Source organism: Rhodococcus sp. B50, assembly GCF_013602415.1.
In the GTDB taxonomy this organism is placed as follows: Bacteria; Actinomycetota; Actinomycetes; order Mycobacteriales; family Mycobacteriaceae; genus Rhodococcus.
In genome coordinates this window covers 4,350,405-4,374,070 of the sequence record NZ_WPAG02000002.1, presented here as the reverse complement: position 1 = coordinate 4,374,070, position 23,666 = coordinate 4,350,405, and the positions used below count along the sequence as shown (strand labels likewise).

The 23,666-nt window shown below is 67.8% G+C and carries 24 protein-coding genes; 8 read left to right on the top strand and 16 right to left on the bottom strand.

Annotation, left to right across the window (positions count from 1 at the left end; all coding sequences use genetic code 11):
* Position 1: 1 nt before the first annotated feature.
* Together GON09_RS20605 and GON09_RS20600 are read right to left on the bottom strand one after the other, a co-directional pair.
* The gene (locus tag GON09_RS20605; RefSeq protein ID WP_213933455.1) at positions 2-1,141 is read right to left on the bottom strand and encodes a thiolase family protein; all 1,140 of its coding nucleotides are present in this window, start codon (positions 1,139-1,141) and stop codon (positions 2-4) included.
* Positions 1,134-2,573, bottom strand: coding sequence for a class I adenylate-forming enzyme family protein (locus GON09_RS20600; RefSeq protein ID WP_213933454.1), 1,440 nt, complete (start codon positions 2,571-2,573; stop codon positions 1,134-1,136). Before GON09_RS20600 ends, GON09_RS20605 begins: the two co-directional genes overlap by 8 nt.
* A gap of 64 nt (positions 2,574-2,637) precedes the next feature.
* On the opposite strand from GON09_RS20600, the gene GON09_RS20595 reads away from it, so the two are divergent.
* Both GON09_RS20595 and GON09_RS20590 read left to right on the top strand, forming a co-directional pair.
* A complete protein-coding gene (locus GON09_RS20595; protein WP_213933453.1) occupies positions 2,638-3,405 on the top strand; it encodes an SDR family NAD(P)-dependent oxidoreductase in 768 nt (255 codons plus the stop codon).
* On the top strand, positions 3,402-4,154 hold the full coding sequence (locus tag GON09_RS20590; RefSeq protein ID WP_213933452.1) for an SDR family NAD(P)-dependent oxidoreductase: 753 nt from the start codon (positions 3,402-3,404) through the stop codon (positions 4,152-4,154). Before GON09_RS20595 ends, GON09_RS20590 begins: the two co-directional genes overlap by 4 nt.
* Before the next feature lie 73 nt (positions 4,155-4,227).
* Here the strand turns inward: GON09_RS20590 and GON09_RS20585 are convergent, their stop codons facing one another.
* Positions 4,228-5,163, bottom strand: a complete 936-nt coding sequence (locus GON09_RS20585; RefSeq protein WP_213933451.1) for a zinc-binding dehydrogenase — start codon at positions 5,161-5,163, stop codon at positions 4,228-4,230.
* Between the two features lie 258 nt (positions 5,164-5,421).
* On the opposite strand from GON09_RS20585, the gene GON09_RS20580 reads away from it, so the two are divergent.
* Both GON09_RS20580 and GON09_RS20575 read left to right on the top strand, forming a co-directional pair.
* Positions 5,422-6,183 (top strand): SDR family oxidoreductase, encoded by a 762-nt coding sequence (locus GON09_RS20580; protein ID WP_213933450.1) that lies wholly within the window; start codon positions 5,422-5,424, stop codon positions 6,181-6,183.
* A gap of 40 nt (positions 6,184-6,223) precedes the next feature.
* Positions 6,224-6,550 (top strand): DUF4286 family protein, encoded by a 327-nt coding sequence (locus tag GON09_RS20575; protein ID WP_213933449.1) that lies wholly within the window; start codon positions 6,224-6,226, stop codon positions 6,548-6,550.
* 46 nt (positions 6,551-6,596) lie between these two features.
* Here GON09_RS20575 and GON09_RS20570 read toward each other — a convergent pair whose 3' ends face one another.
* Genes GON09_RS20570 through GON09_RS20550 form a run of 5 tightly spaced genes read right to left on the bottom strand, consistent with a single transcriptional unit; the run spans position 6,597 to position 11,649 of the window.
* Positions 6,597-7,499 (bottom strand): alpha/beta hydrolase, encoded by a 903-nt coding sequence (locus tag GON09_RS20570; protein WP_213933448.1) that lies wholly within the window; start codon positions 7,497-7,499, stop codon positions 6,597-6,599.
* Positions 7,500-7,512: 13 nt separating this feature from the next.
* Positions 7,513-8,280, bottom strand: coding sequence for an enoyl-CoA hydratase/isomerase family protein (locus GON09_RS20565; RefSeq protein ID WP_213933447.1), 768 nt, complete (start codon positions 8,278-8,280; stop codon positions 7,513-7,515).
* Between the two features lies 1 nt (position 8,281).
* Entirely contained in the window at positions 8,282-9,370 is a 1,089-nt protein-coding gene (locus tag GON09_RS20560) for an acyl-CoA dehydrogenase family protein (protein WP_213933446.1), read from the bottom strand.
* The gene (locus GON09_RS20555) at positions 9,357-10,262 is read right to left on the bottom strand and encodes an acyl-CoA dehydrogenase (RefSeq protein WP_213933445.1); all 906 of its coding nucleotides are present in this window, start codon (positions 10,260-10,262) and stop codon (positions 9,357-9,359) included. The genes GON09_RS20560 and GON09_RS20555 overlap by 14 nt, the downstream gene beginning before the upstream one ends.
* Positions 10,240-11,649: a class I adenylate-forming enzyme family protein gene (locus GON09_RS20550; protein WP_213933444.1), complete on the bottom strand. Its 1,410-nt coding sequence runs from the start codon at positions 11,647-11,649 to the stop codon at positions 10,240-10,242. Before GON09_RS20550 ends, GON09_RS20555 begins: the two co-directional genes overlap by 23 nt.
* Positions 11,650-11,754: 105 nt before the next feature.
* Between GON09_RS20550 and GON09_RS20545 the strand changes: the two genes are divergently transcribed.
* On the top strand, positions 11,755-12,777 hold the full coding sequence (locus tag GON09_RS20545) for a ferredoxin--NADP reductase (RefSeq protein ID WP_213933443.1): 1,023 nt from the start codon (positions 11,755-11,757) through the stop codon (positions 12,775-12,777).
* A gap of 3 nt (positions 12,778-12,780) precedes the next feature.
* On the opposite strand, the gene GON09_RS20540 is transcribed toward GON09_RS20545, so the two are convergent.
* On the bottom strand, positions 12,781-13,353 hold the full coding sequence (locus GON09_RS20540) for a TetR/AcrR family transcriptional regulator (RefSeq protein WP_244865580.1): 573 nt from the start codon (positions 13,351-13,353) through the stop codon (positions 12,781-12,783).
* An 88-nt stretch (positions 13,354-13,441) separates the two neighbouring features.
* On the opposite strand from GON09_RS20540, the gene GON09_RS20535 reads away from it, so the two are divergent.
* The gene (locus GON09_RS20535) at positions 13,442-14,584 is read left to right on the top strand and encodes an MFS transporter (RefSeq protein ID WP_213933442.1); all 1,143 of its coding nucleotides are present in this window, start codon (positions 13,442-13,444) and stop codon (positions 14,582-14,584) included.
* Here the strand turns inward: GON09_RS20535 and GON09_RS20530 are convergent.
* The 5 genes from GON09_RS20530 to GON09_RS20510 all read right to left on the bottom strand — a co-directional run bounded on the left by GON09_RS20530 (position 14,565) and on the right by GON09_RS20510 (position 20,143).
* Positions 14,565-15,983 (bottom strand): apiosidase-like domain-containing protein, encoded by a 1,419-nt coding sequence (locus GON09_RS20530; RefSeq protein ID WP_213933441.1) that lies wholly within the window; start codon positions 15,981-15,983, stop codon positions 14,565-14,567. The two genes, GON09_RS20535 and GON09_RS20530, sit on opposite strands and share 20 nt — an antisense overlap.
* An 83-nt stretch (positions 15,984-16,066) precedes the next feature.
* Positions 16,067-17,128, bottom strand: coding sequence for a CaiB/BaiF CoA transferase family protein (locus GON09_RS20525; RefSeq protein WP_213933440.1), 1,062 nt, complete (start codon positions 17,126-17,128; stop codon positions 16,067-16,069).
* The gene (locus GON09_RS20520; protein ID WP_213933438.1) at positions 17,125-18,081 is read right to left on the bottom strand and encodes an LLM class F420-dependent oxidoreductase; all 957 of its coding nucleotides are present in this window, start codon (positions 18,079-18,081) and stop codon (positions 17,125-17,127) included. The genes GON09_RS20525 and GON09_RS20520 overlap by 4 nt, the downstream gene beginning before the upstream one ends.
* A 41-nt stretch (positions 18,082-18,122) precedes the next feature.
* A complete protein-coding gene (locus GON09_RS20515; protein WP_213933437.1) occupies positions 18,123-18,524 on the bottom strand; it encodes a cobalamin B12-binding domain-containing protein in 402 nt (133 codons plus the stop codon).
* Positions 18,524-20,143, bottom strand: a complete 1,620-nt coding sequence (locus GON09_RS20510) for a methylmalonyl-CoA mutase family protein (protein WP_213933435.1) — start codon at positions 20,141-20,143, stop codon at positions 18,524-18,526. Before GON09_RS20510 ends, GON09_RS20515 begins: the two co-directional genes overlap by 1 nt.
* Positions 20,144-20,187: 44 nt before the next feature.
* Here GON09_RS20510 and GON09_RS20505 point away from each other — a divergent pair, with 44 nt between their 5' ends.
* A complete protein-coding gene (locus GON09_RS20505) occupies positions 20,188-21,021 on the top strand; it encodes an SDR family oxidoreductase (RefSeq protein WP_213933434.1) in 834 nt (277 codons plus the stop codon).
* Between the two features lie 6 nt (positions 21,022-21,027).
* On the opposite strand, the gene GON09_RS20500 is transcribed toward GON09_RS20505, so the two are convergent.
* On the bottom strand, positions 21,028-21,909 hold the full coding sequence (locus GON09_RS20500; RefSeq protein ID WP_213933433.1) for a DMT family transporter: 882 nt from the start codon (positions 21,907-21,909) through the stop codon (positions 21,028-21,030).
* A gap of 37 nt (positions 21,910-21,946) precedes the next feature.
* Between GON09_RS20500 and GON09_RS20495 the strand changes: the two genes are divergently transcribed.
* A complete protein-coding gene (locus GON09_RS20495) occupies positions 21,947-23,350 on the top strand; it encodes an aminotransferase-like domain-containing protein (RefSeq protein WP_213933432.1) in 1,404 nt (467 codons plus the stop codon).
* 13 nt (positions 23,351-23,363) lie between these two features.
* Here GON09_RS20495 and GON09_RS20490 read toward each other — a convergent pair whose 3' ends face one another.
* A complete protein-coding gene (locus GON09_RS20490; RefSeq protein ID WP_213933431.1) occupies positions 23,364-23,663 on the bottom strand; it encodes a WhiB family transcriptional regulator in 300 nt (99 codons plus the stop codon).
* Between the last annotated feature and the right edge of the window lie 3 nt (positions 23,664-23,666).

The following is a 23,666-nucleotide window of genomic DNA, read 5'->3' as shown; positions in this document are numbered from 1 at the left end:
TTCACGGTGCCGGCACCTCGATCACGACGGCCGAACCCATGCCACCACCCGCGCACATCGACGCGACACCGATGCCACCGCCGCGGCGGCGCAGTTCGTGAGTGAGAGTGACGAGCATGCGGGCGCCGGTCGCGGCGACCGGATGGCCGAGCGAGCAACCGCTGCCGCTGACGTTGACCTTCTCGGGGTCGATGTCGAGCAGCTTGATGCACGCGACGCACTGCGCGGCGAACGCCTCGTTGATCTCGAACAGGTCGACATCGCAGAAGGTGAGTCCGGCACGGCGGAGCGCCTTCGGGATCGCCTCGACCGGCGCGAGTCCGGTGATGGCCGGGTCGACGCCCACCGATGCCCACGACAGGACCCTGCCGAGCGCGGGCAGACCGAGATCACTGCTGGCGATGGCCAGTGCGGCCGCAGCGTCGTTGCCTCCGCAGGCATTACCGGCGGTGATGCTGAAGCCCTCGATTTCCGGATGCAGCACCTTCAGGGACGCGAGCTTCTCGAGGCTCGTCTCCCGGCGCGGATGCTCATCGGTGTCGAACAGGCCGTGCGGGGTGTCGATCGGGACGATCTCCTCCTTGAAGCGGCCCTCGTCGATGGCCCGGATCGCGACCTGGTGCGAACGCAGCGCCCACGCGTCCATCTCCTCGCGGCTGACACCGGCCTTCACCGCGGCATTCCAGCCGACGGTGATGGACATGTCGCGGTTGGGGGCCTCGGGGCTGTCGGGGTGGCTGGGCGACATCCACGGCACCCACTCCTCACCCTTCCGGATGAGCGACCGCGGCGAGGTGGAGGCGGAGTTCACGCCACCCGCGATCACGATGCGGTCCATGCCCGAGCGGATGCTCGCGGCAGCGGACTGCACGGTCGACAGGCTCGCCGCGCAGTGCCGGTTCTGCGCGAGACCGGGCACGTGGGTCAGGCCGGCGGTGAGGGCCGCGTGCCGGGCGATCACACCGCCGCCGTACAGGCCCTCACCGAGGATCACGTCGTCGATGAGGCTCGGGTCGAGGTCCTCGGCGGTCGCGGAGACGATGTGCTCCGCGAGGGCGAAGGCATCGGTGTCGCGCAGCGTGCCCTTGACGGCGGTGCCGATCGGGGTGCGCAGGGCGGAAACGATCACGGCATCAGGCATGGGTGGCCTCCAGTTCGGCGAGAAGGGTGCGACGCAAGAGCTTTCCGGTCTCGGTCTTGGGGAGTTCGTCCCGGAAGACGATGTTGTCGGGGGTCTTCGAGGAACGTAGGCGTTCCTTGACCCACCGGCGGATCTCGTCCGGATCACCGTCGCCGACGAGGACGGCGACGATGCGCTGTCCCCACTCGGCATCGGACACACCGATGACGGCGGCCTCGACGATGCCCGGATGGGAGAGCAGGACGTCCTCGATCTCGGCGGGGGCGATGTTCTCGCCGCCGCGGATGATCGTGTCGTCGGAGCGGCCCTCGACGTACAGATATCCGTCGACGTCGAGCCGGCCGAGATCGCGGGTGGAGAACCATCCTTCGGCGTCGAGGACGCTGCGGTTGCCGTATTCGCCCGAAATCTGTTCGCCGCGGACGAAGATCAGGCCGGTCTCGCCGACCGGGACGGGTTCGCCCTCCCCGGAACGGATCTCGATCTCGATCCCGGGGAGCGGCCGGCCCACCGAACCGAGGCGGTCGCGGACGTCGGGATCGTCGGAGGTGAAGGCCGTGCGGTGGTCGTCGGGCCCGAGAACCGCGACCGACGACGCGGTTTCGGTGAGACCGTAGGCGTTGACGAAACCGGTGTCGGGGAAGGCCCGCAGCGCATGCTCGAGGACCGGGCGGGGCGTGCGCGACCCGCCGTAGGCGAGACTCGCCAGCGTCGGCGTGTCGGCCGTGTCGTCGCCGAGGGCGGTCACGATGCGGGCGAGCATCGTCGGGACGAGCATCGCGTGGGTGACGCGTTCGCGCCGTACCGTCTCGAGCCACACCTGAGGGTCGAAGGCAGGCAGGTACACCACCCGGCGACCGGTGTAGAAGTTCGACAGCAGGTTGGTCAGACCGGCGATGTGGTACGGCGGGACCGACACGAGCGAGGCGTCGGTCTCGGCGGCCGAACCGAACTCCATCGTGTTGAGCACGTAGGCGAGCAGGTGCCGGTGCCGGAGGATCGCGGGCTTCGGATCCGAGGTGGTGCCACTCGTGTAGATGATCGCGGCGACCGTGTCGCCGTCCCATTGCGGTTCGAGTGGCGGTTCGGGATCGCCCGTGGCATAGGAGTCGTCGACGAGGGCGTCGAGGTCCTCCTGTTCGAGCACGAGGGCGCCGGGGTGCTTGGCCTTCAGCGCGTTCAACTGCTGGTCGCCGAGGCGATAGTTGAGCGGCACGAAGGGAACCCCGGCCAGCGCCGAACCGAACAGCGCCACCGGATACGCGAGATGGTTGGACCCCAGGTAGAGCACCGCCGGATGATCCCGGAACTGCGCGGCGGCACGACGTGCGAGGGCGTCGAGACCGGCAGCGGTGAGGGTCCGGTTCCCGACGGTCGCAACTGCTCGCTCGCCGGTGCTTGCGGCCATTTCTAGAATCATGCTTAGGTTCATGAGAACATTATTCTCACAGACAGAGAGCTTTACTTTCAAGAGCTCGAGTTTCGAAGGAGGCAGCATGCAGGTAGCAGGAAGCTCCGCGATCGTCGTCGGCGGCACGGGTGGCCTCGGACAGGCCACCGTCCGGCGTCTCCACGAGGCAGGGGCGAAGGTCGTCGTCGCCGACGTCAACGACGACAAGGGCAAGGAACTCGAGGAGGAACTCGGTGTGCGGTACGTGCGCACCGACGCCGGCAGTGAGGAGTCCGTCTCGGCCGCGATCGCCGAAGCGGAATCGCTCGCACCGCTGCGCATCTCCGTGGACTGCCATGGCGGTCCGGCGGGGGGCGGACGCCTCGTGGGCAAGGACGGCAGCCCGATGGCGCTCGAGGCCTTCACCAAGACCATCGAGTCGTACCTGACGTCGACCTTCAACGTCATGCGTCTGGCCGCTGCCGCGATCGCCAAGCAGGACCCCTTCGACGACGAGGGCTCGCGCGGCGTCATCGTCAACACCGCCTCCATCGCCGGCTACGAGGGCCAGATCGGGCAGCTCCCCTACTCCGCTGCCAAGGGTGGCGTGATCGGCATGACGCTCGTCGCGGCGCGCGACCTGTCGCCGCTCGGTATCCGCGTCAACACCATCGCCCCGGGCACCATCCTCACTCCGGCCTACGGCAAGGCCGGCGATCAGCTCGAGGCGTACTGGGGTCCGCAGGTCCCTCATCCCAAGCGCATGGGCCGTCCCGCCGAGTACGCGACGCTCGTCGCCTCCATCGTCGAGAACGACTACCTCAACGGTGAGGTCATCCGTCTCGACGGCGCGCTGAGGTTCCCGCCGAAGTGAAGCCACTCGCCGGAAAGGTCGCGTTCGTCGCCGGTGCCAGTCGTGGCATCGGCGCGGCGATCGCCGTCGCCCTTGCCGAGGCGGGGGCCGCGGTGGCGGTCGCAGCGCGATCGGAGCAGGAAGGCAAGCTGCCCGGCACCATCGGTTCGGTCGCCGAGCGGATCACCGGTGCCGGTGGACGGGCACTCGCGGTGCCGTGCGATGTCACGGACGAGCAGTCCGTCGACGCCGCGATCGCAGCGACGGTCGCCGAATTCGGCGGACTCGACATCCTCGTCGCGAACGCCGGGGTGCTGTGGATGGGACCGATCGAGACGACCCCTGTGAAACGCTGGCAGCTCTGCCTCGACGTCAATCTCACGGGCGTGTTCACCGTGACCAAGGCGGCGATCCCGCACATCCGCGAGCGCGGCGGCGGGTCGCTGATCGCGGTGACCACCAGTGGCGTGGGGATGACGGATCGCGGTTCGAACGCCTACTGGGTCTCCAAGGCCGCGGTCGAACGGCTCTATGTCGGGCTCGCCGCCGACCTGAGATCCGACAACATCGCGGTCAACTGCCTCGCGCCGTCGCGCGTCGTCCTTACCGAAGGGTGGACCGCCGGCGGCGGCGGACGCGAGATCCCACCCGAGATGGTCGAACCGCCGGAGACGATGGGCGCCGCCGCAGTGCTGCTCGCGCAGCAGGATGCGAATGGAATCTCCGGCACGGTGCAACGCTCGGAGAGCCTCGTGTCCGCGAGGGGATGAGGTCCCGCATGAAGGGAGGCCCGGCGCCGGGCCTCCCTTCATGTTTCCGAGTGCGCGAACCCGACCCGACGGCTCAGCGGCCGAAGCGCGCGACGAGCCGTCCGGTCACCTCGTTGCGCCGGAGACGTTCCAGCCCGGCACCGATCTCCTCGAAGCCGATCTCGGTGTATGCGGGTTCGATCTCGCGTTTCACGAACAGTTCGTACACCTCCTCGATGTCCTCGACGGTCCCTCCGAGTGAACCCACGAGCGTCTTGCCGAGGATCGTCGGGGTCCTGACGGTGAACGTCGGGAGTCCCAGACCGACCTGCACCACGGTGCCGCCCCTGGCGATGGCGTCGATCGCCTTCTGTGTGGTGTCGAATCCCGCATAGTCGACCACCAGGTCGAATCCCCGACCCGCCCATTCGGCTGCGTCCCGCACGACATCCGTCGCACCGGCCTGCCGGGCGAGATCCCAGACCGCCTCCTTCGTCTCCGCCACGTGCACCTCGGCGCCGGCCAGCACAGCCGCGCGGGTACCGATCTGCCCCAGACCGCCGTATCCGATCACGCCGACCTTCACCCCCGCCGAGGCACGACCGGCTTTGATCATGGCGTGGTATGAGGTCATTCCCGCATCGGTCGCGAGGGCGGCCAGCGACAGATCCAGCCCGTCGGGCACCCGGGCGAGATCTCGGGCATCGGCGACAAGCTTGTCGGCGAACCCACCGTGGGCGAACATGCCGAGCGGTGGCCGCACCCCCGAGGTACAGACGCCGACGACGTCACCGATCTTCCAGCCCTCCACACCGTCACCCAACGCGCTGACGACGCCGGCGTTCTCGTGCCCCTGCGTCATGGGGAGGAACGGCATGGTCGACTCTCCGACCTCCATGTACATCAGGTCGCTGTGGCACAGTCCGGCCGCCGCGACGTCGATCACCACCTCACCCGGCCCGGGTTCCGGTTCCGGCACCTCGTTCAACGCGATCGGCCGTCCGGACCCTTCGAATTGCCATGCCCTCATAGCTACACCGACCTCACAACTTCGCTCCTTCGATCCCGCCCCTTGCGGGTTCGATACCTGCGACATTACTGTTCTCACAAACCGGAACAGCATTCTTGGAAAGAAGATCATCAAAATGTGCACAAGGAACACGGATCGGCCTCGGCGACGGACTCGACGAGACCTCGCCCGGATCCAGAAGATCGTCGACGAGCAGGGAATCGCAGCGCCGGTGACGGCACGGAAGTAACCAGCACATTCCGATCGAGAAGGAACACGATGACAGACACTCCCCAGTTGAGCGGCAAGGTCGCCATCGTCACCGGTGCCGGCGGCGGGATCGGCCGGGCCTACTCCTGCGGCCTCGCCGAGGCCGGAGCGGCAGTCGTCCTCGCGGACGTCAACCTCGCATCCGCTCAGGCCGCGGCGGACGAACTCGCGGCGGACGGTCACCGTGTCCTGGCCGTCGGAGTCGACGTCCGCGACGAGGCCGGCACGGCCGAGATGGCCGCGACCGCCGCCGAGCACTTCGGATCGGTCGACATCCTGGTCAACAATGCGGGACTGATGGCCGAGGTCGTCGGCGAAGGATCCCTCACGACGATGGAACTCGACCTGTGGAACCGCACCCTCGCCGTCAACCTGACCGGCCCGCTCCTGTGCACCCGCGCCGTGGTGCCGTACATGAAGGAGCGCGGCTACGGCAAGATCGTCAATCAGTCCTCGAGCGGCGCGTTCATGGCCGCGCAGGCCTACGGCATCACCAAACTCGGTCTCGTGAGCATGACGGTCTCGCTGTCACGCGAGTTGGCGCCGTTCGGTATTCGTGTGAACGCGATCGCTCCCGGCATGGTCAACACCGAGGCCGGTTCGATCGCGTCGCCGCCCGAGCTCAAGGAGATGGTCAAGCACGCCATCCCGTTCCCCTTCGGTGAGCCCGAGGAACTGATCCCCGGTCTGCTGTACCTCGTGTCGTCCGGCAGCGACTGGGTCACCGGCCATACCCTCAACATCGACGGTGGCTGGGTCGTCCGGGTCTGAAACTCCCGTACACCAACCCTTCTCACAGACAGGACCACGAATGAAGCACTACCTGCTCGTCGAGTCGTACCCGTCCCATCCCGAGCGGCTGGAGGAGTTCAACAGGTGGTACGACGAGGTGCACATCCCCGAAGTGGTGGGCCTCGACGGATTCGTCGGCGCCACACGACTGTCCCCCGCCGACGCGGACGGCGGCCCGTCGGTCACCCTGTACGAACTCGAGGGTGATCCCGCGGCGGCCAAGGCCAACGTCCACGCCGCGGCGGCAGCAAAGCAGCTGAACATGTCGGACTCGCTCAGCTACGGCCCGATCCCGAAGATGCGGATCATGGAAGTGAAGTCGGAATACACCAAACCTCGCTCCTGATCGGGAGACGAAACCGTAGGGCCGCTGCCGAGATTCGGCAGCGGCCCTACGAGCGTTCCAGGGAGAGTGCGGTGTCCAGGGCCGAGCACTGCTCGTCGAAGAACCCGCGCGCGACACCCGTGCGCGAGGCCACCGAATCGAAGCCGTGGAACGCTCCGTCGACGATGTGGAGAGCACACGGGACACCCGCTGCCCGCAACCGTTCCGCGTATGCGCGGTCCTCGTCGAGGAACAGATCGTGCGTGCCCACCCCGATCCAGGCCGGGGGCAGACCCGACAGATCGGTTCGACGCGCCGGCACCGCGACCTCCGGATCGGCCACGTCCAGATAGCTCGTCCAACCGAAACGGTTGCTGCACACATCCCACATCCGGGTGTGCGCGGGACCGTCGCCGGTGCGATCGTCCAGCATCGGATAGGCCAGAAGTTGGAAGGCCGGCGCCGGTAATTCCCTGTCCCGGATCAGAAAAGCGAGTGCCGCAGCCAGACCTGCTCCCGCACTCGCGCCTCCGACCGCGATACGTGTCGGATCGACTTCCGGCCGGCTCCGCAGCCACTCGTAGGCGCGCAGGCAGTCCTCGAGCGGAGTCGGATAGGGATGTTCGGGTGCAAGGCGGTAGTCCACCGAGGCAACGGCAATACCGAGCCGATCGGCGAACCGCCGGCACAGCGCGTCGTCCTGCGCGGCCCGGCCGAAGACGTACCCGCCGCCGTGGATCCACAGCAGAGCCGCACCGGGTTCAGCCCCCACAGAGGCCGGAGCACCGAACCAGCGGACGGACACTCCCGGTTCGAAGACATACACGTCCGGGTCGGTGCCCCGGATCGCGCGGGTGAGCATGCGCATCACCGGCAACGACCTCGGGGTCACCGCACGACGTGGGGCGAGCAGCGCCACTGCCCGCAGATCGGGATGAAAGCTCGACAGCGAGCGCAGCCGTCCGATCACCCGGTTTCTCCGCTCACGACTTCCCTGCAGTCATCCTCGCGATGTTCGCACGGAAGTCGTCGCTCTGGAAGGTCATCTCCTCGGCACTCATCGCGTAGTCCAGCGTCGCGAGCACCGCGCGTTCCAGGTGGATGTTGAGCAGGCGCTTGGTGGCCTCCACTGCCTTCTGCGGTTGTTCCACGAGACGCTTGGCGCAGGCGAGTGCCTCGGCCAGCGGGTCGGCCACGACGTGGTTCGCCAAACCGAGTTCGCGCGCCCGCTCCGCGGGGATCCGCTCCCCGAAGAAGGCGAACTCCTTCGCCTGCAACAGGCTGATCTGCAGCGGCCAGGTCAGCGGACCGCCGTCGGCCGCGACCAGCCCAACCTGCACGTGCGGATCGGCAAGATAGGTGCCCTCCCCCATGTAGACCACGTCGCTGAGCGCGACCAGGCTGCACCCGAGTCCCACCGCGGGGCCGTTGACAGCGGCCACCACGGGGACCCGGCAGCGCGCCATGCCGAGGACGATCTCGCGGCCGTCGGCGATGGTCTTGGCGCGCAGTTCCGCGTCCTGCCCCAGTTCGGCCAGATAATCGAGATCGCCGCCGGCCGAGAATGCCTTGCCGGCCCCCGTGATCACCGCGGCGCGGACCTCACGGTCGGCACTCAACTGCGGCCACAGCCGGGCCAGTCCCGCATGCAGTGAGTCGTTGACCGCGTTGTATTTCGACGGCCGGTTGAGTGTGATGATCCGCAGCGGCCCTTCGGCGCGGACCTCGATCTCGTCGGTCATGCCGTACATGTCAGACCCCCAATCCGAGGATGCGCGAAGCGATGATGTTCTTCTGGATCTGCGACGTGCCGCCCATCACGGACTGCGCGCGGCTGTACATGTAGGAGCCGAGCAGCTCCTCGTCGCGGCTGCCGGCCACTGCCAGGGCCGCGTGTCCGACCGACTGGTCGACCCAGGTCATGAGCAGCTTGTCGAGCGAACCCTCCGAACCGTGCGACACGCCGTCGAGCTGCTCGGACAGTCGCCGGCGCACGTGCAGGCGCAGCATCTCCGACTGCACCGCGGCCCACGCCAGATCCTGTGGGACCGGACCGTCGACGCGCTTCGCCAGCTGACGCACGAGCTTGCCGTAGCGCGCGGCGAATCCGAGAGTGGACGGTTCACGCTCGTGGCCGACGACGGTCATCGCGACCCGCCATCCCTCTCCCGGCGCACCGACCATGCGGCTCGCCGGCACGCGGGCACCGTCGAACAGCACCTGGCCGAATTCCTTGGTGACGCCACTGATCATCTTCAGCGGGCGCTGTTCGATGCCGTCCTGGTGCATCGAGACGATGAAAGCCGAGATACCGCGGTGCCGCGGCGCATCCGGTTCGGTGCGGGCGAGCAGCAGACACCAGTCGGCGACATCGGAATAGCTCGTCCAGACCTTGTGGCCGTGGATGACGTACTCGTCGCCGTCGCGGGTCGCGGTGGTGGTGAGCGACGCGAGGTCGGAACCGGCGCCGGGCTCGCTGAATCCCTGACACCACCGTTCGGTGCCGTCGATCATGCCGGGCAGGAACCGTTCGCACAGTTCATCGCTCGCGTGATGACCGAGACCCACCACGAGATAACCCAGGCTCGGCCGGGGTGGGCACCCGGCGATCGCGAGTTCCTCGTCGAGGATCACGTCGTAGACGGGCGGAAGATCCTGCCCGCCGTACTTCTTCGGCCACGACAGACCGAAGAATCCTGCGCTGTAGAGCGCCTGATGCCATTCGCCCTGCCGCGCCCAGTACTCGTCACCCGAGGTAGGGAATTTTCCGGCCTGATCGGCGAGCCAGGTCCGCAGCCGGGCGCGGAATGCGGCTTCTTCCGGCGAGTCACGAAAGTCCAAGGTCGATCTCCTCCAGCCTCACGGGGAACAGTTCGGTGGACGTCAAGGCCCGCCGCAGGTACACGTGCTCGATGCACTCCCAGGTGTTGCCGATCCCGCCGTGCACCTGAACGGCGGTCTCGCAGACGGTGCGCGCGGCGCGCGCGGTGTAGATCTTGGCGATGCGCGCAGCGCGGATCGCTTCCTCGGGCGTCAGTTCGTCGACGGCCCAGGCGGCGTGCCGGAGCACACTGATCGAACCTTCGACGAGCGCTTCGCTCTCGGCCAGCATGTGTGCGACCGCCTGGTACGACCCGATCGTATTGCCGTACTGCTCACGGATCTTCGCGTAGTCGACGGCTACCGCCTGCGCACCCCGGGACACGCCGACGAGGTCCGCGCATGTGACGACCAGCGCGAGAGCATACGCACGGTCGGCGTTCTCGGCGGAGAGTTCTCCGAGTGTCTCGTCCGGTTCGGAGAACGCCGCGAACGAGCGGGTCAAATCCGCACCGGGTGAGGGCTCCCCGACGGCCGCCACCGACACCGTCCGGTCCCGGAGCACGAGAGCGCGATCCAGACCGTGCGCGTCGAAAGCGTCGGCACCGACGGCGATGGCACGAGTCGGCTGGTCGTCGGAGAAGTGCCGGTGCAGGTCGTCGGCGAGCACCGGCCCGAAGAACGGGACGTCGACGAGCCCTCGTCCGAATTCCTCTGCGACGAGGGCGACCTCGACTCCCGATGCACCGTCGGAGCGCAGGGAGCGCCAACCGGTCGACGCGACGGTCTTCTCCAGCCGTGCGCGACGGGCCGCGTCGTCCAGATCCGACACCGAGCGGGCACCCAGATCGTCGGCCAGTTTGGCGGCGGCGTCGCGCAACTGCTGTTGTTCAATGGTCAGACGTACGTCCATGGCGCTCCTCGAGTTGTCGGCGCAAGACCTTGCCGGACGGCAGGCGGGGAATGTCGGGCACGAAGATCACGCGTCCCGGTCGCTTGTACGACGCGAGTCGTTCGGCCACATAGGCGGAGATGTCGTCGGGATCGAGCGTCGCGGTGGTGGTGATCGCCGCGACGACCGTCTCGCCCGCCGCGCCGTTCTTCGTTCCGAAGACGGCGCAGTCGGCGATGTCCGGATGGCCGTGCAGCACGGCCTCGACTTCGGCAGGGGCGACCTGGAATCCGTTGACCTTGATCATGTCCTTGGCCCGGTCGGTGATCCGCAGCCGGCCGTCGGCGTCGACCGAGCCCACATCGCCGGTGCGGTACCAGCCGTCCGAGAACGCCGCGGCGGTTGCATCGTCGGGCAGGTAACCCGCCATGGCCGACGCCGAGCGCACCTGGATCTCGCCGGTCTCCCCGGCCGCGACCTCACGATCGGTACCGAGCGCGACGACCCGGAGCTCGACACCCGGGACGGGCCGGCCGACGCTGTCGAGGCGGGCGTCGTCCACCGGATTGCAGGTGATGACAGGTACCTCGCTGGCCCCATAGGCGGGCAACCAGGTCACTCCTGTACGCCGGGTGACGGTCTCCGCAACGCTCACGGTGACGGGCGTGGCGCCCCACATGATGTAGCGCAGCGACGACAGGTCGAACGATTCGAGCTGCGGGTGCGAGGCGATCGCGAGGGCGATCGGCGCGACGGCCATCTCGACGGTGATCCGGTCCCGTTCGATACAGCTCAGCATCGCGTCGAGGTCGAACCGCCGGTGCAGCCGCATCCATCCGCCTGCGTCGAGCACGGTGGCGATGTTGAGCAGGCCGAGGATGTGTGAGGGCGGGGTGACGATCTGGAGCCGGTCGTCCGCAGTCAGGTCGAGGGCCCGGCGCCAGTGCGCCACGGCCGCGGCGAACGACGAGTGCGTGTGCCGCACGGCCTTGGGTAGTCCGGTGGTTCCGGAGCTGAACACCAGCAGAGCGTCGGCATCGGGGTCCACGAGGGCCGTCGTGAAGTCACCGTCGTGGGAGTCGATCGGATCGTCGAGGTCGAGCATCGGCATCGCGTCGGCGAGGACGGGGTTGTCGCCGATCGCGAAGGCCGGTTCTGTCAGGCGCAGGGCGTGCTCGACCTCGGCGCTCTTCCAGGCCGGGCTCAGCAGGACCACGACGGCGCCGAGCTTCCCGATGGCCCGGTAGGCCATCACGAATTCGGGGCGGTTCGACGACATGAGTGCCACACGGTCGCCGGGGCCGACTCCGCGGTCGGCCAGGGCACGAGCGACTCCGCAGGTGAGCGCCTCGAGTTCCGCGAGGGTGTACTCGCGGTCTTCGAAGGCCAGCACGGCGGGCTCTGTCATGGCGCTCTCTCGCTTCGCAGCAATACCGGTCGAGAGGTCTTGCTCTCCTGAATGAGAATAGTACTCTCGTTCTTGCAGAACATTGATACCAGGAGGAGACGGTCCATGGCGAGACCACCTTTGTTTCAGCGCGCGACCGTGACCCGGATCGTGAAGGAGACCGACGACGCCCGCACCTACGTGCTCGATCCCCTCGACGGGCCCTTCACCTACAAGTCAGGGCAGTTCTGCACCTTCAAGGTGAAGGTCGACGGCACCGACCTGTACCGCTCGTACTCGATGTCGAGCGCCCCCGAGACCGACACCGAGATGATGACCACCGTCAAGCGGGTGGCCGGAGGTGCCGTCTCGAACTGGCTGCACGACAACATCGCGGAAGGCGACGAGGTCGAGATCACCCGACCGGCAGGAACTTTCCTGCTCCGCGAGGCAGCGGGTCCGGTACTCGGTTTCGCCGGCGGAAGCGGTATCACGCCGATCCTGTCGCTCGCCAAGAGTGCACTCGCGACGACCGACCGGCCGGTGCGACTGCTGATCGCCGACCGTGACCGCGCGTCCGCGATCTTCGCGAGCCTCACCGACGAACTCGTCGCCCGGCACGCGGGTCGCCTCGAGGTGGTGCGGCACTTCGACGACGAGAGCGGACTGCTCACCCCCGACGCCGTGCAGGCCTTCGTGGGATCCGATGGTGGCGCCGACAGCTACCTGTGCGGGCCGGAAGCATTCATGGACATGGTCGAGGCCGCGCTCCCCGGCCCCGGCAACATCTACAGCGAACGTTTCGGCAGCGCAGCCGAACCGATCAAGCCCGAGGACGCCCAGGACGACACTGCCCCCGCGACGAGCGGTGAGGTGAAGGGCACCGTGTCGATCCGCCTCGGCAACCAGCGCGCGTCGGTCCCCCGGCACGCCGGCGAGACACTGCTCGAGAGTGCCCGTCGCGCGGGACTGGCGCCGCCGTTCTCGTGCGAGGCCGGCAACTGCGCGACCTGCATCGCCCAGATCACCCACGGCAGCGCGACGATGCGCGTCAACGACGCGCTGTCCGAAGAAGAGATCGCCGACGGCTACATCCTCACCTGCCAGGGCGTGCCCGACAGCGAGGACATCAAGGTCAAGTACGTCTGATCGTCACCGGTAGGACAGGGCGGCCGAGCGCGCCACCCTGCGCCCCACCTCGATCGGCGACGACGGTCGACCGCGCAGGAAAGCCGCCAACGTTCCGTTGTAGGCGGTGAGTACGTCGTCGGCGAGATCCTGCGCTTTCGGTCCCGCCACCGGCTTCGAGAGGTGCAGGAGCCGCTCGGCGAGCAGGTCGCTGTCCGCTGCGAGCACCTCACCGATCTCGTCCGTCGGTTCGGGGAACTCCGTCGCGGTCGCGAGGAAGGCGCACCAGCGGGCGGGCGATTCCGCGCTGTCACGGAACGACGCGAGGGCGTCGAAGATCGCCAGTAGGCGTCCCATGTCGTCGTCCGCGTCGACCACGTGCCGGTCCCACACCGTGCGCCACTCGGCCGACCGGACCCTCAGCGCTTCGGCGACCAGCGCTTCCTTGCTCCCGAAATGCGTGTACAGGGACGCCGCGGACGCTTCGGCCCGGCGCAGCAGGTCGTCGACAGGCGTTGCCCGGATCCCCCGATCGAAGAGCATCTCCTCGGCGGCCCGGAGCAGACGGGCGCGAGCGGGTCGACGAGCCGTGGTCATGCCCACACTGTAACGCTCGTTCTGATAGAACGATCGTGCCGGAGTAGAGTAACGATCGTTCTGGTCTTCGACTCGTCCGGGGGACGCGATGCAGTCACTGGTCATCGCTGGCACGGCACTGATCGCGACCACCTACGGGCTGGCGCGCTTCGGGTACGGACTCTTCCTGCCCCAGTTCACCGACTCGTTCGGGATGGGCTCGACGGTGGCCGGCGCCATCCAGGCAGGCAGCTTCCTCTCGTACTGTGTCGCTGCGGTCATCGCGTCGAGGAGCAGCGGACGCCCGCGTCTCGTCGTGGCCTGCGCCGGAGCAACGGCGGCCATCGGTGCGCTGGGCGTGGCCGCGTCGACGCACACGGTCGTCTTCGCGCTGAGTGTGGTGGTCGCCGGAGCCGGGTCCGGATTCGCCACTCCCGGTCTCGTGACGCTCGTCGAACGCAATATCGCTCCCGGCCGGCAGGAGAGCGCGCAGACGATCGTCAATTCGGGAACCGGGGTGGGCCTCGTCGCCGCCGGGGCACTGGTCTTCGCCACCGCAGGTCAGTGGCGTGTGGGATGGGTCATCATCGCGGTCCTCACCGCCGGGGTCGCTCTCGCCGTCCTCCGCACCGACCGGCAACCGGCCGGCCGAGGGGATCCCGCACACACCACGCCCGTGCGGCTCGGTGAACTGTCCCCGTTGGTCCGCCCTCTCGTCGCAGCGGTACTGGCCGGGGCCTCGAGCGCGGCGATATGGACATTCGGCCGGTCCGTCATGAGCGACGGGACCGGCGGAGAGACCTACTCGGTTCTCGCGTGGATGGTCCTGGGCGCCTTCGGGGTGCTGGGGGCGACCGCGGGCCGGATCGTGCAGACCTGGAACCTGCCGGTCGCATGGACGCTCACGACCACCGCCATGTCCGCGGCCACCGTTCTGCTGGGCCTGCTTCCCGGCTCACCGATCCCCGCCTACGTCTCCGTCGCCCTGTTCGGCGCGAGCTACATCGCCATGAGCGGGGTGCTCATCGTGTGGGCCGTACGCTCGGTGTCCGAGCGTGCAGCCGAAGGCACCGTCGCGTTGTTCATCGCCCTCGCCGCCGGCCAGGCGGCCGGATCGGTCGTCTTCGGAGCCCTGCTGGGTTCGACGTCCACCGCGGCGACCTTCGTCGCGGCGGGTGTGGTCGGACTCCTCGCGGTGGTGCCGGCGGTGTCGCTCCGCCGTTCCCGCGCTCTCACGCTTGTCGGTCGGTGATCACGAGGAGCCAATCCTCGTCCCCACCCGCGTTGGGTCCCGGCGTCGAGACCTCGCCGTTCTCGTCGGGAGTCGCCGGCCGCCGAGGGCCGGTCGCGTCGGCGGGATCGACCCACTCGAGGGTCGCCGCCTCCGGCACCAGGGCAGGATCGAGCCGGATCGTGCGCTGCGTCGGAACGTAGACGACGGCGAGTGCACCGTCGGGTGTCCGGGCCGCGGTGACATAGTCGTCGTCCAGGACGTCGACCATCTCGTCACTCGTTCGGCGAGTGCCGCGACCTGCGACGACCAGGGGTTCGTCGACGTCGGGGACGAGCTCCCACCACGGCCACGACTGCCACAGTTCGCGTATCGCTCGCAGTTGCGCGACGGCGGGCGTGTCCAAGCGGGCCTCCCATCCCGGCAGGAACTCCCAGTCGTCGGAACCCCGGAACTCCCCGGGTGAGCCGGAGGTCAACGCCCACAGCACCTGACGCCGCAGGGTCTCGTCGGTGGTCGGCGCCGTGTCCTCCTGGTTGTTCTCGCCTTCGTAGTTGCCCTCCGAGAACAGTGCGGGTCGCGGGTCGCGGGTTCCGTCGGCACGCTCGTAGGCCTGCAGGACCGCTTGATAGGTCGGCGCGTAGGTGTAGACGAAGTTCCAGTCCACGATCGGTTCCCAGAACGGATGATCCGTGGACAGCAGCTTGTCCCAACCCAGCTGGATCGTGAACGGCGCGTCGGAACCCGCGTCGCGGATCCCGTCGAGCATCGCGCGCAGCACAAGGTCCGATTCGGCACCGGCCGCGAGATCGTCGGCCTCCGGCGAGTAGTCCCCGCCGGTCATCCAGACGATGTTGGGGAACTGCGAGTACCGCTGGGCGAACCTCCGGCCGTATTCGAACGCCTCCTCCGGGGTGGTCGAGGCGAACACGTGGGCGAGATTCCATCCGTCCATCGGGTAGAGGAAGACCGTGTTCCCGTGGCGGCACGCGATCCGGAGGTAGTCGTCGACGCGCGACCAGTACGCCTCGTTCCATCGGGTGATATCGCCGTCGACGAACGGTTCGATGCCGTCGAAAGTGGCACCTTCGTAGCTCGGTCCGCCGTTCACGGGGACGACGATGGCCGACATGATCGACGCGTCGAACCCGTTGGTCTCGCGGTCGGCGAAGTACAGCTCGGCCTGCTCGGGCGACCAGTCGGCCATACCCGACCACGGCGAATCACCGCGAACGAGGACGGGATCGCCGTACTGGTCCTCGAAGTGACGACCGTCGGCGCTGACGGACGAGACGAAGCGGTGGTCGGCGGCGTCGCATTCCGCATCCACTGCAGGAACGTTCGTCGGTTGTTGCTGGTCTCCGGCATCAGAACAGGCCGCGACCAGAAGTAACACCATCACGAGGACCGCTCGTCTCATCGTCACCCCCACCGCAGCCGTGGTACGTCCAGGCTACGGAGGGGGCGCCGGTCGCGAGTGGGATCACCGAACCTGCGGACGGATCAGGCAGGTCCCACGGTCACCGATGCGTCGGTGTGCTCGCCCAGTTTCGGGGGTGGTCCGTACTGCGGTTCATACCCGTCCACCCGGATCGGGCTCCCCACCAGACGGTAATCACCGGCGGTGACGATCATCTCGGGAGTCGCATGGAGCGCGTCGGGCAGCGACCGGACCGCGGCAGCCGGGACCCCGAGCGGCCGGAGGCGGGCTTCCCAGCCGGCAGCGGTGTCATGCGAGAGTGCCTCGGTGACCACCGCGAGCACCTCGTCGCGTCGCTGTGCGCGTTCGGCCATGGTCGGGAACCCGTCGATCCCTGCCTCGGCGGCGAAGATCCGCCAGAAACCGTCGTGTGTGACGAACAGCGCGAGCGTGCCCTCTGCGGTCGGGAACAGTTGGGCAGGAACGTAATACGAGTGTGCTCCGTTCGGCATGCGCCGCGGCTCGGTTCCCTCGTTCAGGTACGCCGAGGCACGGTAGTTGAGCTGCGACAGCATGACGTCGCGCAGCGACACGTCGACCTGACCGCCACGACCGGACACGATCTGTGCGAGCAGGCCGAGCGCCGCGGTCATGCCCGTCGAGTTGTCGGCCGCCGAGTAACCGGGCAGCATCGGCGGGCCGTCGGGGTCGCCCGTCAGCGCTGCGACACCGGTCTGGGCCTGGACGACGTAATCGAAAGCCGGATCGTCGCCACCGTCGAGCCCGTAACCCGTGATCGCGACACAGACGATCTTGTCGTTCCACCTGCGCAGGGCATCGTAGGTCAGGCCGAACTTCCGGATGGCCGACGGCTTGAGATTGACCAGCAGCGCGTGGGATTCGGAAGCCAGCTCACCGAGGCGGCGCACGCCGTCGTCGGTGGTCAGGTCGAGGCAGATGCTGCGCTTGCCGCGGTTGAGGCTGGCGAAGTACGCGTCGCTCACCTGGCGGGAGAGATCCCCGGTGGGCGGTTCGATCTTCGTGACTTCGGCTCCGAGATCGGCCAGCAGCATCGTCGCGTAGGGGCCGGCGAGGATGTGGCCGACCTCGAGGATCCTGATCCCCGCGAGCGGGCCTTCCGTCACCGCAGTTCCTTCACGAGCTCGGCGACGACCTCGCGGGTGCGGTACTTCGACGCGACCAGCTCGTCGCGGGTGTCGCCGATCGGCAGCAGCCGCATCGACAGGTCGGTGACCCCGGCCTGCTCGTAGCGTCGGAAACCGGCGAGGATCGCGTCCTCGTCGCCGACGATGGCCATGTCGCCGATGTCCTTCGCCTGACCGTGCTCGAGGAGCCGCTGGTAGTTGGGCGAGATCTCCGCCTCGGCGAGAATGCGATTGGCGCGCTCGCGGGCGACGTCGACCTCCGAGGGTGCACACAGGCAGACCGGCACACCGGCGACGATCCGCGGTTTCGGCTTACCCGCCTCCTCCGCGGCCTTGGTGATGCGCGGGGCGATGTGTTCGGCGATGGCGCGTTCGTCGGCCATCCACAGCACGGTGCCGTCGCCGAGTTCGCCGGCGATCTTCAGCATGACCGGACCGAGCGCCGCGACGAGGACCGGCATGGGCGCAACGGGCGCGATGTCGAGGGGGTTGTGGACCGTGAAGGTGTCGTTCTCGACGTCGATCGAACCCGGCAGGTCGCGCGCGGCGTTCAGCACCTCGAGATAGTCGCGCGTGTACTTGGCGGGCTTGTCGTAGGGCAGGCCGAGCATGTCCTGCACGATCCAGTGGTGCGACGGGCCGACGCCGAGGGCGAGGCGGCCGCCGAGCGCGGCATGCGTCGACAGCGACTGCCGCACCAGGTGGACCGGATGCTGCGCCTGCAGAGGCACGACGGCCGTACCGATCTCGATACGGGACGTTCTCGTCCCCATCAGGGCGACAGCCGTCAATGCGTCGAAGTCGGTGGGGATCTGCGGGACCCACACGGTGTCGAGGTCGGCCGATTCTGCCCACTCGACGTCCTTCAGCATGCGGTCGACCTTGCGGTTGGTATCACCCTGTTCCGGGCCGACCATCACTCCGATACGCACGATTCCTCCAGGTTCCCGAGCTCGATGATGTGTGATGCGGGTCAGGACGCGTCCGGCGTCCCGGTCAACTTGCGGATCTCGCTGACCAGCACGTCCAGCGGTGTGCTCGTGGGGAACACCGCCGCGGCACCCGCATCGAGTAGTTTCGGCACGTCGCCCTGGGGGATCGTTCCGCCGACGATGACATCGATGTCGCCGGCGTCGGCAGCGCGCAGGCCCTCGACGACCTTGGTGGTGAGTGCGATGTGCGCACCCGACAGGATGCTCAGACCGACCACCGCCACGTCCTCCTGCACGGCGATCGAGACGATGTCCTCGACCTTCTGGCGGATTCCGGTGTAGACGACCTCGAAGCCCGCGTCGCGCAACGCACGCGCGACGATCTTCGCCCCGCGGTCGTGTCCGTCGAGTCCGGGCTTGGCGACGAGAATGCGGGCGGTCATCAGAACACCACCGGCTGCTGGAACTCGCCCCACACGTTCTTCAGCGTGGAGACCATCTCTCCGACGGTGCAATACGCGTTGGCGCAATCGATCAGGGAATGCATGAGATTGTCGGTTCCTTCCGCTGCGCGGGACAGGGCCGCGAGTGTGGTGCGCACCGCGTCGGGGTCGCGTTCGGCCTTGACCTTCGCGAGTCGCTTCAGCTGCATCTCGCGGCCTTCGGCGTCGAGTTCGTAGGTGGAGATCTCGGGCTGGGGTTCGTCGGAGACGAACTTGTTCACACCGACCACCGGCCGGTCGCCGTTCTCGATCTCCTGGTGGATCTTGTAGGCCTCGTCGGCGATGAGGCCCTGCAGGTAGCCGTCCTCGATCGCGCGGACCATACCGCCGTGTTCTTCGAGATCGGCCATGATCTCGACGATGCGCTCCTCGGTCGCGTCGGTGAGCGCCTCGACGAAGTACGACCCGCCGAGGGGGTCGGCGACGCGGGTCACACCGGTCTCGTACGCGAGGATCTGCTGCGTGCGCAGCGCGAGGGTCGCCGATTCCTCACTGGGCAGGGCGAACGGTTCGTCCCAGGCCGCGGTGAACATCGACTGCACGCCGCCGAGCACCGACGCCATGGACTCGTAGGCGACGCGCACGAGATTGTTCTGTGCCTGCGGCGCATACAGCGACGCCCCACCGGCGACACACCCGAAGCGGAACATCGACGCCTTGTCGGTGGTGGCGCCGTAGCGTTCGCGCACGATCGTCGCCCAACGACGTCGTCCGGCACGGTATTTGGCGATCTCCTCGAAGAAGTCACCGTGGGTGTAGAAGAAGAACGAGATCTGCGGGGCGAACTGATCGATGGTCATCCGTCCGCGTTCGACCACGGTGTCGCAGTAGGTGACACCGTCGGCGAGGGTGAACGCCATCTCCTGCACCGCGTTCGCGCCGGCGTCGCGGAAGTGGGCTCCGGCCACCGAGATCGCGTTGAAGCGCGGCACTTCCGCGGCACAGAACTCGATGGTGTCGGCGATGAGGCGGAGCGACGGCTCGGGCGGCCAGATCCACGTGCCGCGGGAGGCGTACTCCTTGAGGATGTCGTTCTGGATGGTACCGGTGAGCTTCTCGCGCGGTACCCCCTTCTTCTCCGCGGCGGCGACGTAGAACGCCAGCAGGATCGCGGCGGTGCCGTTGATGGTGAAGCTCGTACTGATCTTGTCGAGCGGGATGCCGTCGAACAGCACCTCGGCATCGGCGAGCGTGTCGACGGCGACGCCGACGCGGCCCACCTCCTCGCCGACCTCGGGGTCGTCGGAGTCGTAGCCGCACTGGGTCGGCAGATCGAGCGCGACCGACAGTCCGGTGCCGCCTTGGTCGAGCAGGTAGCGATAGCGGCGGTTGGACTCCTCCGCAGTGCCGAACCCGGAGTACTGACGAAACGTCCACAACCGGCCCCGGTAGCCGTTGGAGAAGTTCCCGCGCGTGAAGGGGAAGCTTCCCGGCGCCGGCGGTTCGGTAGCACGGTCGCCCGGCCCGTAGACAGGCTCGAGCGGGATACCCGACGAGGTTTCTGCGAAGTCGTTCACACCGGATACATTACTTGCAGAAAAAGAGAATGCCAATATCATTGGCGAGAACAGAGCTGAATACCCGAAGTCGACCAGGGAGAACGATGTCGAGCCAGAATGCCCTCAGCGACCGCACCATGGTCATCTCCGGCGCGAGCCGCGGTATCGGACTGGCCATCGCGGTCGCCGCTGCCCGTCGGGGCGCGAACGTGGTACTCCTGGCCAAGACCGCCGAGCCCCACCCGAAATTGAAGGGAACGGTGCACACCGCCGTCGCCGACATCGAGGCCGCCGGCGGCAAGGCCGTCGCGGTGGTGGGCGACGTCCGGAAGGAGGACGATGTCCGGCGGGCCGTCGACACGGCGGTGGAACGGTTCGGCGGCGTCGACATCTGCGTGAACAACGCCAGCGCCATCGCCACCGAACCCACCGAATCCCTGTCGGTGAAGAAGTACGACCTGATGCAGGAGATCAACTGCCGCGGAACGTTCCTGCTCTCCAAGGCGGCATTGCCGCACCTGCGGGATTCCTCGAACCCGCACATCCTCACCATCGCCCCACCGGTCAACATGAACCCGTACTGGCTCGGCATCCACCCCTCGTACACACTGTCGAAGTACGGAATGTCGCTGCTCACTCTGGGATTCGCGGCCGAATACGCCGCCGCCGGTGTCGCCGCGAACTGCCTGTGGCCCGAGACCTACATCGCGACCTCCGCCGTGGCCAATACCCCCGACGGTGAGGCGCTGATCGCCGCATCGCGCAGCCCCGAGATCATGGCCGACGCCGCGGTCGAGATCCTCTCACGACCGGCGAAGGAGACCACCGGTCAGTGCTTCGTCGACGCCGATGTCCTGGCCGAGGCCGGAGTCACGGACCTGTCGCGTTACGGCGGAGGCGACAACCCGCGATGGGACTTCTTCCTCGACAAGGACTGACACACCTCAGGTCCGACGGACGCGGACGGCGGTGCCGGCACACAGCACGACGCGGGCACCGCCCCCAACCACCGCCCATGTCAGCGGTTCTCCCAGCAGCCACGCGGCCCACCCGACCGTCATGATCGGTTGGGTCAGTTGAACCTGCCCGACCCGCGCCATCGGCCCGATCGCCAGACCTCGATACCACGCGAAGAAGCCGAGGAACATGCTGACGACACCGAGGTACGCGAACGACGCCCAGTGCGTCACACCGCCGTGCGGCAGCCCGGCGGTGAACGAGACGAGCGTGAGCGACACCATGAGCGGCGACGCCAGAACCAGTGCCCACGAGATCGTCTGCCACGCACCGATCTCCCGTGCCAGCAAACCGCCTTCGGCGTAACCGACAGCGGCGGCGACCACCGCACCGAGCAACAGCAGATCGGCTCGGCCGAATCCCTCGAAGGCTCCATCGTGCAGGCCGGCGAAGACCATGACGGCGAGCGTCCCCGCAGTCGCGGCGACCCAGAACGGGGTCGGGGGCCGTTCGCGGGCGCGCAGTACCGCGACCACCGCGGTCGCGGCCGGAAGGATCGCGATGACGATCGCGCTGTGGTTCGCCGGTGCCGTGGTCAGGGCGTACGAGGTGAGCAGGGGAAATCCGACCACCACGCCGCTCGTGACGACAGCGATTCTGCCCCACTGATGTCCGTTCGGGAGTCGTTGTCCCGTGAATGCGAGCGCGAGAGCGGCAAGTACCGCCGCAACGACCGCACGACCGGCGGCAACGAACAGCGGTGACATCGCCCCGCTCTCGACGCCAATACGGGTGAGCGGCACGGTCAGGGAGAAGCCTGCGACGCCGAGAAGACCCCAGGCGAGCCCGCGAGAATCGGGCGATAGCACTGGCCGATCCGGGACGATAGCGCTACTCTGTAGTCTCATGTCGAACAGTAGCAGTTCGCATCTCATCGCGGAACTGAGCCGGTGGATCGCCACCGCGGCACCCGGTTCCCGGTTGCCCTCGACGAGGTCGCTCGTCGCGCAGTACGGCGTCAGCCCCGTCACGGTGCAGAAGGCGCTGCGAACACTCCAGGCCCGGGGGCTCGTGGAGAGCCGATCCGGTGTCGGCACCTTCGTACGGCAGATCCGCACGTCGAACACGATCGATCACAGCTGGCAGACGGAAGCACTCGGAACGGCTCCCCCACTTCCCCGCGCGTCCGCCGCCCTGCGCACAGTGCCCAACGACGTGGTGGCGCTCCATTCCGGCTATCCCGACCGCACACTGCTTCCCGAGCGCCTTGTCCGCGGAGCATATTCGCGCGCATCCCGCAGCGATGCCGCAGTCGGACGGGCTCCTGCCGCGGGACTTCCCGAGTTGCAGGCATGGTTCGCCACGGAGCTGACGGAAGCAACGAACGCGCCCACCGCGCCACCAGCTGCGGGCGACGTGATCATCACACCCGGCAGCCAGAGCGGCCTCGGTTCGATGTTCCGCGCACTCGTCGGCGCCGGCAATCCCCTCGTGGTGGAGTCACCGACCTATTGGGGAGCGATCCTCGCAGCCACGAAGGCGGGCGTGCAACTCGTACCCGTCTCGAGCGGCCCCAACGGACCCGATCCCGACGAGCTGGCCCGCGCGTTCCACCGGACCAGGGCGCGCGCCTTCTACGCGCAACCGAACTTTGCGAATCCCACTGGGGTGCAATGGTCGTCGTCGATCGGCGAGCGGGTCCTCGACGTGGTGCGCGGCGCAGGAGCATTCGTCATCGAAGACGATTGGGCCCACGACTTCGGGATCTCGGCACCATCCGTACCGTTGTTCGCGCGCGACGACTCCGGCCACGTCGTCTACGTCCGCTCGCTGACCAAGAGTGTCGCGCCGTCGGTGCGGGTCGCGGCGATCGTCGCGCGAGGACCCGCCCGCGAACGCATCCTCGCCGACGTGCAGGCCGAATCCGTCTATGTGAGTGGTGTTCTCCAGACTGTGGCGCTCGACGTCGTCACTCAACCCGCATGGCAGACCCACCTGCGGGTGGTTCGTCGCGAACTCGAATCCCGCCGCAACCTCCTCGCGAGCGAACTTCGTGAGTATGCACCGGATGTGGATGTCGACGGACTGCCGCCCGGTGGGCTCAACCTGTGGGGCAGGCTCCCGGATGACGTCGATGCCCGAGCCGTCGCGCGCGACTGCGAGGCCGCCGGGGTGCTCGTCGCGGCGGGTGACGAGTGGTTCCCGGCAGAGCCCACCGGACAGTACCTCCGGCTCAACTTCGCAGGCCCGAATCCCGCGGCATTCAGGGAGGCAGCCCGGGTCCTCGGGCGAGTCGTCGCGGACAGGTGAGGACGGTCGGGCGTCACCGGCTCGCGCGGCGCCGGCGGGCCCTTCTCACCCGGGTGCGTTCGTCCTCCGTGAGTCCACCCCAGATCCCGTAGCGTTCACCGGAATCGAGGGCGTACTGCAGGCACTTCTCGCGCACCGGACAACGAGCACAGACCTTCTTGGCCGAGGCCATCCGGCTCTCTCTCGCGTCGCCCCGCTCGTTGTCCGGGTGGAAGAACAACGAGCCGTCCGCGTCGCGACAAGCCGCGTCCATCTGCCAATCCCATTCCTCGGCAACAGGAGGCGGCAGATAAAGCAACTTCAGCGCGGGCATGTC